At 72.9% G+C, this 13,216-nt stretch carries 13 protein-coding genes; 10 read left to right on the top strand and 3 right to left on the bottom strand.

Annotation, left to right across the window (positions count from 1 at the left end; genetic code table 11):
- The first annotated feature begins 7 nt into the window (after window positions 1-7).
- On the top strand, window positions 8-166 hold the full coding sequence (locus LQ940_RS06265) for a hypothetical protein (RefSeq protein ID WP_231241908.1): 159 nt from the start codon (window positions 8-10) through the stop codon (window positions 164-166).
- Between the two features lie 13 nt (window positions 167-179).
- Here LQ940_RS06265 and LQ940_RS06270 read toward each other — a convergent pair whose 3' ends face one another.
- Entirely contained in the window at window positions 180-839 is a 660-nt protein-coding gene (locus tag LQ940_RS06270) for a class E sortase (protein ID WP_231241907.1), read from the bottom strand.
- A 73-nt stretch (window positions 840-912) separates the two neighbouring features.
- Here LQ940_RS06270 and LQ940_RS06275 point away from each other — a divergent pair, with 73 nt between their 5' ends.
- Genes LQ940_RS06275 through LQ940_RS06300 form a run of 6 tightly spaced genes read left to right on the top strand, consistent with a single transcriptional unit; the run spans window position 913 to window position 9,826 of the window.
- Window positions 913-2,910: a hypothetical protein gene (locus LQ940_RS06275; RefSeq protein ID WP_231241906.1), complete on the top strand. Its 1,998-nt coding sequence runs from the start codon at window positions 913-915 to the stop codon at window positions 2,908-2,910.
- A 36-nt stretch (window positions 2,911-2,946) separates the two neighbouring features.
- Complete coding sequence (locus LQ940_RS06280) at window positions 2,947-4,341, top strand: ABC transporter substrate-binding protein (RefSeq protein ID WP_231241905.1); 1,395 nt, start codon at window positions 2,947-2,949, stop codon at window positions 4,339-4,341.
- The gene (locus LQ940_RS06285) at window positions 4,331-5,089 is read left to right on the top strand and encodes an ABC transporter ATP-binding protein (RefSeq protein WP_231241904.1); all 759 of its coding nucleotides are present in this window, start codon (window positions 4,331-4,333) and stop codon (window positions 5,087-5,089) included. The genes LQ940_RS06280 and LQ940_RS06285 overlap by 11 nt, the downstream gene beginning before the upstream one ends.
- Complete coding sequence (locus LQ940_RS06290) at window positions 5,086-7,947, top strand: branched-chain amino acid ABC transporter permease/ATP-binding protein (protein ID WP_231241903.1); 2,862 nt, start codon at window positions 5,086-5,088, stop codon at window positions 7,945-7,947. Before LQ940_RS06285 ends, LQ940_RS06290 begins: the two co-directional genes overlap by 4 nt.
- 20 nt (window positions 7,948-7,967) lie before the next feature.
- Complete coding sequence (locus tag LQ940_RS06295; protein ID WP_231241902.1) at window positions 7,968-8,588, top strand: neocarzinostatin apoprotein domain-containing protein; 621 nt, start codon at window positions 7,968-7,970, stop codon at window positions 8,586-8,588.
- Window positions 8,585-9,826: a hypothetical protein gene (locus LQ940_RS06300; RefSeq protein WP_231241901.1), complete on the top strand. Its 1,242-nt coding sequence runs from the start codon at window positions 8,585-8,587 to the stop codon at window positions 9,824-9,826. The genes LQ940_RS06295 and LQ940_RS06300 overlap by 4 nt, the downstream gene beginning before the upstream one ends.
- A gap of 60 nt (window positions 9,827-9,886) precedes the next feature.
- On the opposite strand, the gene LQ940_RS06305 is transcribed toward LQ940_RS06300, so the two are convergent.
- Together LQ940_RS06305 and LQ940_RS06310 are read right to left on the bottom strand one after the other, a co-directional pair.
- Window positions 9,887-10,756 carry an NAD-dependent epimerase/dehydratase family protein gene (locus LQ940_RS06305; RefSeq protein WP_231241900.1) on the bottom strand — a complete coding sequence of 290 codons (870 nt, stop codon included), beginning with the start codon at window positions 10,754-10,756 and terminating at the stop codon, window positions 9,887-9,889.
- Complete coding sequence (locus LQ940_RS06310) at window positions 10,753-11,577, bottom strand: hypothetical protein (RefSeq protein WP_231241899.1); 825 nt, start codon at window positions 11,575-11,577, stop codon at window positions 10,753-10,755. The genes LQ940_RS06305 and LQ940_RS06310 overlap by 4 nt, the downstream gene beginning before the upstream one ends.
- 80 nt (window positions 11,578-11,657) lie before the next feature.
- Here LQ940_RS06310 and LQ940_RS06315 point away from each other — a divergent pair, with 80 nt between their 5' ends.
- Genes LQ940_RS06315 through LQ940_RS06325 form a run of 3 tightly spaced genes read left to right on the top strand, consistent with a single transcriptional unit; the run spans window position 11,658 to window position 13,215 of the window.
- Window positions 11,658-11,987 (top strand): antibiotic biosynthesis monooxygenase, encoded by a 330-nt coding sequence (locus tag LQ940_RS06315; RefSeq protein WP_231241898.1) that lies wholly within the window; start codon window positions 11,658-11,660, stop codon window positions 11,985-11,987.
- Window positions 11,984-12,673 carry an alpha/beta fold hydrolase gene (locus LQ940_RS06320; protein ID WP_231241897.1) on the top strand — a complete coding sequence of 230 codons (690 nt, stop codon included), beginning with the start codon at window positions 11,984-11,986 and terminating at the stop codon, window positions 12,671-12,673. Before LQ940_RS06315 ends, LQ940_RS06320 begins: the two co-directional genes overlap by 4 nt.
- Complete coding sequence (locus LQ940_RS06325) at window positions 12,670-13,215, top strand: MaoC family dehydratase (protein ID WP_231241896.1); 546 nt, start codon at window positions 12,670-12,672, stop codon at window positions 13,213-13,215. Before LQ940_RS06320 ends, LQ940_RS06325 begins: the two co-directional genes overlap by 4 nt.
- Window position 13,216 lies beyond the last annotated feature (1 nt).

Raw genomic sequence — 13,216 nt, forward strand, 5'->3', positions numbered from 1 at the left:
TGCCCTCGTGTACGTCGCTCTGTGGCACCTGCTGCCCGGCCCCACGTGGCTGAAGTCGCTCCAGGCGCTGGCGCTCCTCGGGCTGGTCGTGTGGGCGCTGCTCGGCTGGGTGTTCCCCGCGGTCGAGCCGCACCTGCCCTTCGACCGGATCACCGTGGGGGAGTAGGCCGGGCCGCAGGTCAGCCCAGCACCGAGGGCGGGCCGTCGTCGGCCCCGCGGCGCTCGACCAGCTGCGCGCCCACGACCAGCCGCTCGCTGGAGCTCCAGCGCGGGTGGCAGGTCACGAGCGTCATCGTGCGCTGGCGGGCCCGCGCCCCGGGGTGCCCCGCCACGGGCGCGAGCACCTCGGTGGCGCTCGGGCTGAGGATCCGCACCCAGGTCACCTGGTAGACCAGCCAGCCCTCGACGGTCTCGACGACCACCGGGTCGCCCTCCTCGAGCCGGTCCAGGTCGGCGAACGGCTCGCCGTGGGTGGCGCGGTGCCCGGCGACGGCGAAGTTGCCGACCTCGCCGGGCAGCGCGGTGTCGGGGAAGTGGCCGGGGCCGCGGGCGAGGTCCTCGTCCGCGACGCCCTCGACGACCACCCAGCTCCACTCGCCGAGCGCCGGGATGTGCAGGATGCCGAAGCCCTCACCGGAGTCCGGCGGGCCGTCGCCAGCGGGGCCGCGCTTGCCGCCCTGCTCGTGGCGCTGCTGGTCCTGGAAGGCGGCCCGCAGGTCGTCCTGGGCCGCCGCGGTGCGGTGGTTCGTCCAGACCAGCAGGTAGAAGACGAACACCGCCAGCACCAGCCCGCAGGTGATCGCGAGCTCCGCGACCGAACGAACTGTGATGCGTGTCACCGAATCCCACCGCTCTCGCATCAAATGAATATATCATCGCGGGATTGCCCTGGAAGGTCGTCTGGAGGTGGGAATGAGGTCCCGAGCTCGCGCTCTCGCCGCGCTGCTGGTCGTGCTGGCCTCCAGTACGCCGGGGCTGGTCCTCGGCGGCGCGGCCGCTGCGGTGCCCACCCTGGTGGGCGGCTGCTGGGCCTACGTGCCGTCGTCCGCCCCGCTGGACGCGCCGCCCGCCAGCGACGTGTCCACCACCCTGCAGCCGTGGACCACGGTGGCGGACGGCGGGTTCACCCTCGAGAGCGCGGGCGCCACGGCGGTGGGCGGCAACCGCACGGTGACCGTCTCGATCGCCAGCGGCCCCGTGGTGTCGAGCACCGACCCGGTGACCGGCACCGCCTCGTTCCTGCTCTCGCTGGACGGGGAGCCGCTGGCGGCCCCTCTCACCACGACGTTCACCGCGGCCCCGGGAGCTCCGGTGACGGGGCTGAGCGCGACCGCGCAGCTCCCGGTCGCGGACGCCGGCCCGCACGTCCTGCGGCTCGATGCCGTCTACCTCGATGCGCCGGAGAGTGCGCTGCGGCTGGCCTGCAACGGCCAACCGGTCGGCGTGCCCACCGGGCCCAACCCCGCCACGACTCCGCTGCCGACCGCGCTCGTCGGCGGTTACTCCGCGGTCGCCTCGCCGTCGGTCGCGGTCACCGCGGTGGCCGACCAGGAGGTCCTCGACACCGCCCGCCCCGGTGACGTCGTGACGGTGTCGCTGGCCGGCCTGGCCTCCGCGGTGCCGGCGACGCTCGAGCTCTGTGACGCCGCCCAGGCGTGCACCGTCGTCGGCGGCGCCGTGACCGGCCCGGACGGCTCGGCGACGGCGAGCTTCACCGTGGCGGGCACCGCCCCCGTCGGGGCCGGCACGCTGCGGGTCGACGACGGGACGACCCAGGCCACGACCGCCCTGCGGGTGCTCGGGGTGCAGGTCGTCGCGGCCGCCGAGGAGCTCGCCTCGGAGTCCACCCTGGTCACCCTGACCGGCAGCGGCTGGGACCCCGCGCGCCAGGTCACCGTGCGCGGCCACACCGGGAGCGACAGCTCGACCGAGCCGACCGCGGATGCGGAGATCGTCGTCGAGGTCGACGCGGCCGGGGAGTTCGTGGCGGAGTTCGAGGTGGCCGACCCGGCCACCACGTCGGTCATCGTCGACCAGGCGCGCACCGGCAGTCACATCGGCTCGGTGTACCTCATCTCCGGGGTGATCGGCGGCGCCCCGGCGGACCCGGGCGAGGAGCCCGGGACCGACGAGCCGACCGAGGAGCCCGAGTCGCCCACCGACAGCGGCACCGGCAGCGGCAGTGGCAGTGGCAGTAGCAGTGGCAGTGGGACGGCCGCGCCGCCGCTCGCCCCTCCCGTGGACATCCCGCTGCCCGGCGAGATCCCGGTCGTGGAGCCGCCGCCCGCGGCGGTGCCGGAGAGCACCTCGGAGCCGAAGATCGAGGTGTCCGAGGTGCGCCTCGACGGTCGGCGCACCCTCTCGGAGCTCTTCGGCGGCTCGCCGCAGCGCGACCTGATCTTCCTGGTCACGAACCTGGGCGAGTCGGCGGTGAGCTCGCCCGTGGTGCGGGTCTCGGTGGGGCGCTCCGACGACGTCGAGCCGCAGCTGGTCGACGCCGAGGTGGGCGACCTCGACCCCGGCGACCAGACCGTGGTGACGGTGCCGCTGGAGCTGCCCATGGCGGCGTTCGGCGAGTACGTCGTCGTGGGCCAGGTGGGCGACGGTGCGGGCGGGCGGTTCCAGACCGACTGGACGACCTACCCCGTGGGGCTGTTCGTGCTCAACGCGCTGGCGCTGGCCCTGCTCGGGTGGGGCGTGCGGCACCGGATGGCGCTGCGCCGTGCGCCGGCCGGGGCCGCGCTGGCGCTGCCCGAGGGCGACGCCGTGGTGGACTTGGCCGCCGCCGACGCCTACTGGGCCCGGCGCTCAGGTGTCCCGGCGGGCTCGTCGGGCGCGGACGGCGATCTGGCCGTCATCGACCTCGAGGCGGCCGAGCGCTGGTGGGAGAGGTCTTCTCATGCTAGTTGATATCGTATATTGTCTCACCACGAGGATGACCCGGCCGTGAGCGGAGTGACGTCAGACGTGCACCAGAAGCGCAGATGGACGCGGGACCGCTCGGCGCTGCTGCGAGTCGGCGCGGTCGGGGCCGGGCTCGCCCTGGCCCTGGCCGGCTGCGGGACGCTGATGCCCGGGGGCTACTCGGGCGGCGCGGACCTGGGGGCCGCGGCGGCCGGGGGACCGGGACCGGGCGTCACCGACGACTCGGTCAAGGTGGTCTTCGTGGCCGTCGACCTCGACGCGGTCAAGAAGATCACCAAGTTCAACACTGCCGAGGTCGGCGACCAGGAGGCTCAGGTCCAGGCCCTGGAGGACTGGGTCAACGACCACGGCGGACTCGACGGCAGGAAGATGGATGCGGTCTTCCGCATCTACGACGGTCGCAACGACACGCCGGCCGCGGAGGAGCAGCTCTGCAACCAGATCACTCAGGACGACCGGGCGTTCGCGGTCGTGATGACCGGTCAGTACCAGACCAACGCCCGCCCCTGCTACGCCGACCGCGGCACGCTGGTGCTCGACGCGTCGCTGTACGCGATGAGCCAGGACTACCTCGACAAGTACTCGCCGTACCTGTGGACCCCGAGCTTCCCGGAGTACGACACCTTCGTGCGCTCCTACGTCAAGGTGCTCTCGGACCAGCAGTTCTTCGAGGGTGAGGAGAGCGTCGGCATCGTGGCCGGCGACTCGCCGGTCAACCGGGCGACCATCGAGGACCTGGCGGTGCCGCTGCTCGAGGACGCCGGCGTCACCCCGGAGGTGGCGTGGGTGGACACGACGGACACCAACACCCTGATGCAGGGGCTGGAGCAGGCCGGCGTGACCATGCGGAGCAAGGGCGTCGAGCGGATCATGTTCCTCGGCGGATCGCGGATGGCCTCGGTGTTCGCGACGGTGGCCGGCTCGCAGGAGGGCTTCGAGCCGCGCTACGCGATCTCCAGCTTCGACAACCCCTCGTTCTTCGTCAGCAACCCCACGACGATCCCCGACGGCACGATGGAGGGGATGGTCGGGATCGGGTTCCACCCGCCCCAGGACGTCCCCGACTCCGAGCTGCCGTTCCCCTCGGGTGCGGCCGAGACCGAGTGCCTGGCCATCTACGCCGACGCGGGCATCGAGTTCTCCTCGCGCGAGGCGGCCCGCGTCGCGCTGCCCTACTGCGACGCGGCCCGCGTGCTCAAGCTCGGCGCGGACGGCCTCGACGGCGAGCTCAACGCCGCCGGCTGGGCGCAGGCCGTCGAGCGCGACGGCTCGCAGTTCCAGTCGGCCTCCGGGGCCGGCAACTCACTCGGAGGCAAGGGCCGCGCGGCCGTCGGCTCCTACCGGGTGCTGCGCTTCGACGCGGACAAGGGGCACTTCGTCTACGAGGGCCCCGAGGTGCCCTTCGATGACGAGTGAGGCGGTGCGCCCGGGCAGCGCAGCCGCGCTCGCGTGCTCCGGCATCCAGGCGTCGTACGGCCAGGTCCAGGTGCTGTTCGACGCCGGCCTCGTGGTGGAGCAGGGCGAGATGGTCGCCCTGCTCGGCCCCAACGGCGTCGGCAAGAGCACCCTGCTGAAGGTGATCGGCGGGCTGCTGCGCCCCGACGCCGGCTCGGTCACCCTCCACGGCGCCGACATCACCTCGGTGTCGGCACGCCGCAGGGTGGGGCTCGGCCTGTGCCAGGTCGTCGGCCAGGCGACCTTCCCCTCGCTCACCGTCGCGGAGAACCTCGCGATGCACAGCTACACCAGCGGCAGCCGCAAGTGGACCGCGGAGTCGGTGGAGGCCGCGCTCGCGATCTTCCCGCGCCTGCACGCCCGGCGCGACCAGCCCGCGTCCAACCTCTCCGGCGGGGAGCGGCAGATGCTGGCCCTGGCGAAGGCCGTGGTGTCCCAGCCGAAGGTGCTCGTCATCGACGAGTTCTCCCTGGGCCTGGCCCCGGTCGTCGTGGGCGGGCTCCTGCAGCTCGTGCGCCGGGTCAACGAGCGGGGGACCTCGGTCCTCCTGGTCGAGCAGTCGGTCAACGTCGCGCTCTCCCTGGTCGACCGGGTCTACATGATGGAGAAGGGCGAGATCATCGCCGAGGAGACCGCCGCCGCCCTCGCGGCCGACCCGCAGCGGGTCCAGACCCTCATGCTCGGCGGGCACACGGCGGTCGGCGCATGAGCGGCTTCGACTTCGGTCTCGACCGGCTCGTCATCGGCCTGTTCACCGGCCTGACGTACGGCCTGCTGGCCGTGGGGCTCGTGCTGGTCTACCGCTCCAGCCGCTTCGTGAACTTCGCGCACGGGTCGGTGGGCGCGTTCGGCGCCTCGATGCTGGCGCTCTTCGTCGTCGACTGGGGAGCGCCGTACTGGCTAGCGTTCGTGGTCGCGCTCGTGCTGGCCGGGCTGCTGTCGGGCCTGATCGAGATCTTCGTCATCCGCCGCCTCGCCGGGCGCCCGGGCCTGGTCGGGATGATCGCGACGCTGGGTCTCTCGCAGCTGATCCTGGTGATGTCGCTGCTGATCAACAGCGACGGCGTCAGCGGGTTCACCTTCCCCAAGCCCACGCACCTGCCGACCTTCGAGATCCAGGCGCTGCCGATCGGCACGCCGTACGTCGCCATGCTGGTGCTGGCGCCGTTGCTCCTGGTCGGGCTCGGCTGGTTCCTGCGCCACCACCGCATGGGCATCGGGATCCGCGCGGCGGCCGACGACCCGGACATCGCGCGCCTCGAGGGCATCCCGGCGCAGTGGATGGCGACCCTGGCCTGGACGATCGCGGGCGCGATCGCGGCGTTCTCGGCCATCCTGGTGACGCCGACCACCGCGGGCTCCGGACTGGACGGCCTGGGCCCGGACCTGCTGCTCAAGGGGCTCGCCGGCGCCGTGATCGCGCGGATGTCGTCGATCCCGATCGCCATCGCCGCCTCCCTCGGCATCGGCGTGATCGAGCAGCTGCTGCTCTCCAATCCCGACACCCGCGGCCTGGTGACGGTCGTCATCGCCGTGATCATCGTGACGGCCCTGCTCCGCCAGCCCGAGCTCGGTCGCGCCGGCCAGGACAAGGGCCGCTGGCGCCGGGTGGTGCTCCCGCCCCTGCCGCAGGCCTACCGCAGCGTGCGCACCATCGTCTGGCTGCCGCGGGTCCTGGTCGCGGTCGGCATCACGGTCTCGGTGGGGCTGGCCTACGTGGTCAGCAACGACACCGCCTCCGTGCTGACGCTGGTGTCCGGCTACACGCTGGTGGGGCTCAGCGTCGGTCTGCTCACCGGTGTCTCCGGCCAGCTCTCGCTCGGTCAGTTCGCCTACGCCGGCATCGCCGCCGCCGCCTCGGTGCACGTCACCGAGTCGACCGGCAACTTCCTGTTCGGGATGCTGTGCGGCGTCGTCACGGCGGCGCTCGCCTCGGCCCTCGTGGGCATCCCGGCCATGAAGCTGCGCGGGCTCGCCCTCGCCGTGTCGACCCTGGCGTTCGCGCTGGCGACCTCCACCTGGCTGCTGCGCCAGGGGATCTTCCTGGGCGACGGCATCCGGCCGGCCAAGCCGACGTGGTGGAACTACCCGCTCGACTACGCCGTCGACTACTACCTCTTCGCACTGCTGCTCCTGTGCCTCGGCGTCTGGGTCACCAACAACCTGCGGCACGGCGGCGTCGGCCGACTCGTGCAGGCCCTGCGCGACAACGAGCACGCGGCGCGCGCCTTCACGGTGCCGCACCGGATGCGGATGCTCCAGCTGTACGCCGTCTCCGGGGCCCTCGCCGGGGTCGGCGGCATCGTCATCGGGCACGGCCAGTCCCAGCTCACCGTCAACTCGTTCCCTGCCGCCGGCAGCATCGACGTCGTGGCCGTCACCGTCATCGGCGGGCTCACGGTCACCCTCGGACCCCTCATCGGCGCCCTCGTCATCGTGGGCCTCCCGGCCCTCACCGGGATGGGGATGGCCGGCGAGGCGATGCTCGCGGTGGCCTGGCTGCTGGTCGTGATCTTCCTGCCCGACGGCCTCGGCGGGGTGCTGGTCCGCGGCCGCGACCTGCTCTACGACGCCCTCGCGCGCCGCCACGGCATCGACCCGCTGCGCGAGCGGCACGGCGTCGTTGACCTCAGCGCCCAGGCCAGGTCTCCGCTGCACGAGAGGCCGCGGCTGGAGGGGCTGGTGCCGCGGGCGGCACCGCAGGCGAGCCCGACCGGCCCCGTGCTCGTGGTCGACGGGGTGTCGCGCCGCTTCGGTGGCGTGGTCGCGGTGGACCACGTGTCGTTCGACGTCGCGCCGGGCGAGATCCTCGGCGTCATCGGGCCCAACGGCGCCGGCAAGACCACCTGCTTCGAGATCGTCGCGGGCTTCACCCGGCCCGACCGAGGACGCGTCGTCTTCGACGGGATGGACGTGACCGCGGCCAGCCCGGAGGAGCGCGCGGCGGAGGGGCTGGTCCGCTCCTTCCAGGACGCCGCGCTGTTCCCCACGCTCACCGTGCACGAGACGCTGATGGTCGCCCAGGAGCGGACCGAGGCGACCCGGCTGTGGACCTCCGCCCTGGGCGTCCGCTCCGCCGAGCGGGACAAGGCGCTCGCCGCCGACGAGGTGCTCGAGCGGATGCACCTGACCCGCTACGCGCGCCACGCCGTGGGCGAGCTGTCGACCGGCACCCGCCGCGTCGTCGAGCTCGCCTGCCTGTTGACCCTCCGGCCGCGGGTGCTGCTGCTGGACGAGCCGTCGGCCGGCATCGCGCAGAGCGAGAGCGAGGCGCTGGGCGACCTGCTGCTGGCGATCCGCCAGGAGCTCGGCACGACCATGGTGATCATCGAGCACGACCTGCCCCTGCTCTCCCGGCTGTCCGACCGGATGCTCGCGATGACGCTCGGCCGGGTGATCGCGAGCGGCACGCCCGACGAGGTGCGCAACGACCCCACGGTCGTCACCTCCTACCTCGGCGCCGACCAGGACGCCATCCACCGCTCGGGCCTGCGCCTCGCCGGCGACCCCGAGGACCCCGCTCCCGACCCGCTGGCCACGCGGGTCCTGCCCGTGCCCAGCCGATGACCCGACCCGAGGAGAACAACGTGCGTAGACAAGTGACCCTGCTGCTTCGCGGCACGGCCGCCGCACTGCTGATGGTGCTGGTGAGCGCGCCGCCGAGCTTCGCGGCCCCGACGCTGACCGTGAGCGCGTCCGAGAACCTCGAGGACGGGCAGACCGTCACGGTGTCGGGAGTCGGCTTCGACCCCGGTCTCAAGGGCATCGCGATCGGGCAGTGCGTGGTGGGCTACATCGGCCCCGGCGACTGCAACATCCAGGGCGGCGCCAAGTTCCGTGACGCCGACGGGAGCGGCAACGTGTCGGCCTTCGACATCGTCGTCAAGGAGAAGTTCGGCACCGTCGACTGCACGGTGCAGGAGTGCGTGATCGCTGCGGGCCCGCTGCCGACCGCGGTGGACCAGGCCACGGTCGAGGCCAACACCCACGAGATCCCGATCACCTTCGGCGAGGCGCCGGCCGAGGCGCCTGCCGAGGCGCCGGCCGAGCCGGCCCCGACGACGCCCGAGGAGCCGGGCGCGCTCCCCAAGACCGGTGCCGGCGACTCGCTGCCGGTGCTCGTCCTGGGCGCCACCACGCTGCTCGCCGCCGGGGTGGGCGCGATCCTGCTCGTCCCGGGTCGGCGCCGCGGAGAGGTCACGCGATGACGTCGCTCTCCCTGCGCTCCCGCCTGCGACACCCGGTGGCCGCGGTCCTCGGCGTCGCCGGCGTCCTCGCCGCCTCCGTCGCCGTCACCGGGTCGCCGGCGGCGGCCGCTGCCGACGAGCTGGTGTCCACCACCACCTTCAGCTGCCAGATCTCGACCTTCCCGGCCTACAGCTGGGACGGTGAGATCACCCTGTCGGCGGTGCGACCTGCCGACTCCACCACCGTGACCGTGACGGCGAGCCTGTCGCAGATGGCGGGCAAGTCCCCGGCGCGGATCAACGACGACTTCACCAACGAGCTCCGTCTGACGCTCGGCGGTGCGCCGGTCACGCTCACCGGCTCCGGCCATGTCGAGGCGGCGCCCAATGCGCCGTTCGACATGCCGGACCTGACCGGGACCTTCACCTCCAGCGCCGACGACCTGGCGGCGGTGGTCACGGGGTACTACTTCTCGATCCCCAGGTACGCGATGAACGGCGTCTGCACCCCCACCGCGAACGCCGACCTCGGGTCGCTGACGGTGGTCGAGGGCGCGCCGCCGACGGCCAGCCCCACGCCGACCACCACCACCAGCGCCACGGCCACGCCGTCGGCCAGCCCGTCGGCCACGGAGCCGGCCCCCAGCGGCGGCACCCCCGCCAAGGGCAAGGCCACCTTCGCCTGCACGCTCACGATCGGGAGCGAGTTCGACTACGAGGCCACGATCTCGGTCGCCGGCTACCGTGCCGAGGAGGGCGACGACGTCTCGCTGGTCGCCACCATGAGCGACCTGCCGGGCATCGCGCCGGTCCCCATCGACGGCTCGATGGACTACACCCTCGAGGGCGACGTCGGCGGCGAGGACGCCACCCTCACCAGCACCGACGACGTCTCGGCGGCGCCGATGGAGGAGGTCGCCGTGGCCGACCTCGCCGGCAGCGTCGCGGCCGACGGTGACGAGATGGAGGTGGCGGTGAGCAGCTTCGCCTTCGACTTCCCCTCGGCCGGCATCGGCGCCGAGTGCACGAGCCCGCGCACCGTCCTCGGCACGATGGTCGTGGGCTCCGAGCCGATCGCCGTCGAGAGCCCCGGCGGCGGCGACGACTCCGGCGGCGGCACCGGCGGCAGTGCCGGAGGCGAGCTGCCGAAGACCGGCGGCGCGGACTCGCTGCCGGTCGTGGGGCTGTGGGCGCTCGCCCTCACCCTGCTGGGGGCCGCCGGGCTGCTCTGCGTGCCCCGCGCCCGCCGGACGCACTGACGCCGGCACCGACGCGAAGGGCCCCCACGACCGGTCGTGGGGGCCCTTCGCGCGTGCCGGTCAGCCGCGGTCGGCCGCCGCCAGCGTGTCTGCGTCGTACGAGCGGCTCGCGACGAACCCGCTCTCACCGAGCCGGTCGACCGAGATGGGGCGGGTCGGGGACGCGATCTCGTCGCGGTAGGTCAGCGCGGGCAGCGACTGGGCCGCGGAGATGGCGTCGAAGAGCGCGGCATTGGTCGGCGGCGTCTCGGGGTGGGTGAGGTTGTGGACGCCGGTGATGCGCGACTCGAGCGCGTGCACGACCGCGTCCGCGGCGTCCTCGACGGCCAGCCGGTAGAACAGGGCGTCGGCGGAGAAGGGAACGGAGCCGCCGAGGTACTGGTGGGCCATGGCGATCTTCGCCTCGATGGGCGGGTCCTGGGCGCCGAAGATGTCGCCGCAGCGGAAGACGCACGCCCGCTCGCCGGCCCCCTCCAGGTAGACCTTCTCCATGGCCAGGAACATGGTCGGGCTGGGATCGGAGGACTCGGTCACCGGCGAGTCCTCGGCCACCCGGTCCAGGTGGTCGGCGGCGGTGCCGTAGACCGAGAGCGACGAGAGCGCCACGAGGTACGGCGCCCCGTCGGCGGCCACGACGGACTCGGCGGTCTCGACGAGGATCTCGCGGTAGGTGACCGCCCGCTCCTCGGGCGTCATCGAGGTCTGGGCCGAGGGCCCGGCCGCGACGACGACCGCGTCCCGGCCGGCCATCGCCGCCCGGACGGCGTCGCGGTCGCTGCCGCGCAGCACCAGGACCTCCTCGAAGCCCTCGCGCAGCCCCTCGACCTTGCCCGGGGTGGTGGTCGTGACGGCCACGTCGTGACCGAGCTCGCGCAGCCGTGCGCCGGCGGCGGTGCCGACCAGGCCGGCTCCGATGATCAGGACCTTCATGCGTTGTCTCCTTGCTCGCGGATCTGGCCCAGTCCGGCGCGGGTCGCCACCAGCTCCTCGACGCGCTCGGCGCCGAGGAACCTCTTGGACAGCTCGTTCATGGGATCGAGGGTGTAGCCGTAGGTGCGCACCAGATGGTCTCGCTCGCGCAGGGCGGCGCGCTGCTCGACCGGCACCGGCTGCGCGTCGCGCACCCAGCCCAGCCAGGTGTCGACCCGCTCGCGCACCACCTCGCGCAGGGTCTCGACCACGTCGTCGGTGCGCGCCGCGGTGTAGGAGTGCGCGACGGGGGAGAGGTAGGCGCGCATGTAGGTGCCGTGGCTCACCGACCAGGTGAAGCGGTCGTCGCCGCGCAGGCTCAGGAAGGAGTCGTTGAGCGGCTCGTAGTAGCGGCGCAGGTAGTCGACGTCGACCATCAGGTCGCGGCGCGGCGTCAGCTCGCTGTAGAAGAAGATGTTCGGGATCGTGCCGAACACGATGATCAGGTGCGGCACGTCGATGTGCGGCCCCAGCCAGACCTGGAGGTTCATGTCCAGGATCGAGGCCTTGCGGTTGCCGATCCAGGAGTGGACCAGCCACTCGACGCCCTCGTCGGGGTCGCCGGCGTAGGGGTTCAGGGAGCCCTCGTAGCTCCCGTCGTCGGTCGCCCAGTACTCCAGCCCGGCGCCCGAGGGGTGCTCGCGGACCGGCAGCTGCGCGGTGATCTTCTCCTTGGCCTCGCTGAGGATCTCCCAGAACGCCGCCCACAGCTCGGAGCTGTCGACGTCGGGTGCCTCGGCGAGGAACTCGTGGATCGTCTTGGTCTGCGCACTGCTGCTCATGCCGCCACGCTACAGATATATGATCTATGTTGTCACTGTTCGGGAAGCATCCCGGCGGCCGAGACCCGGAGGAGGGTGCCGTGATCGTGGTCGTCAGCCAGGCCTGGACCAAGCCGGGCGAGGAGCACGCGGCGGCGTACCTGGGCCTGTCGGTCGACTTCGGGCGGTTCTTCCGCGACCACCCCGGCTACCGTGGCCGGCGGCTCGTGCGCGGGGTCGAGGACCGCACCCACTTCACGCACCTGCGGTACTTCGACACCGTCGCCGACTACGAGGAGTGCACGCAGCACCCCGAGTACCAGGCCCACCTGCTGGCGATGTACGAGCACCTCGAGCCCTACGACTCCTACCCGCGCGAGTACCTCGAGGTGGTCCTCGACGAGCCCGGCAGCGAGGCGGAGGGCCGGTGAGCACCTTCGTGCTCGTCCACGGCGCCTTCCGCGGCGGCTGGGCCTGGTCGCGGCTGAGCCCGCTGCTCGCCGCCCACGGGCACCGGGTCGAGGCACCGACCCTGAGCCCGGCCGCCGAGGGCCTCGGGGCCTGGGTGGACCAGGTCGCCTCCCTCCTGGTCGAGCAGGACCTGCGTGAGGTCGTGCTGGTCGGCCACAGCCAGGGCGGGGTGGTGGTCCGGGAGGTCGCGGTCCGCCTGCCCGAGCGCCTGCGCGTGCTCGTCTACCTCGACGCCGCCGTGCCGGACGCGGGCGAGCGGGCGATCGATGTGGCGCCGAGCGCCCCGGACGCCGCGCTCCTGCCCGCACGGGACGCGATGGTCGCGCCCCGGGCGCTGACGCCGGGCGCCGACCTCGACGCCGCGACCGCGCGGTGGGTCAACGAGCGGCTGGTCCCCACGCCGTTCGCCCCGTCCCTCGACCCGGGCTCGATGCTCGAGCCGGACGTGCCGGCGGCGTACGCGTTCTTCGCCGGCACCCCGGCCGGCTATCCCTGCGCCACCACGCGGGCGCGCCTCGACGCGCGCGGCACGGCGTACGACGTGCTGGACGGCGGCCACGACGCACCCCTGACCCGACCCGAGGCGGTCGCGGGGCTCCTGCTCCGCGCCGCCACCACCACCAGGAAAGAGGAGACGACGGCGTGAGCGTGCAGGCCGGTTGGCAAGGACGGTTCTTCGAGGACTTCGCCGTGGGCGACATCTACCAGCACCCGCTGGGGCGGACGGTGACCGAGGCGGACAACATCCAGTTCTCGCTGCTCACCATGAACACCAACCAGATGCACTTCAACAGCGAGTACGCCGCCCGGTCGGAGTTCGGCCGGCCGCTGGTCGTCTCGACGCTGACGGTCGCGATCGCGGTGGGCCAGAGCGTCACGGACCTGACCCAGAACGCCTTCGCGAACCTGGGGTGGGACGACATCAGGATGACCCACCCGGTGTTCGCCGGCGACACCCTCTACAGCGAGTCGGTCGTCCTGGAGAAGCGCGAGTCGTCCTCGCGCCCGCACGCGGGCATCGTGACGGTCAAGACCCGGGCGCTGAACCAGCGCGGCGACGAGGTCTGCTCCTTCCGCCGCATGTTCTACGTCTACAAGGCCGGCGCCGAGCAGCTCGAGGGGATCTTCCCCCAGGGCGCGACGAGCCTCCTGGAGGGCACCCCGCTGGCGGACGACGGGACGCCCTGAC

It is taken from the genome of Nocardioides sp. cx-173 (assembly GCF_021117365.1).
Lineage (GTDB): Bacteria > Actinomycetota > Actinomycetes > Propionibacteriales > Nocardioidaceae > Nocardioides.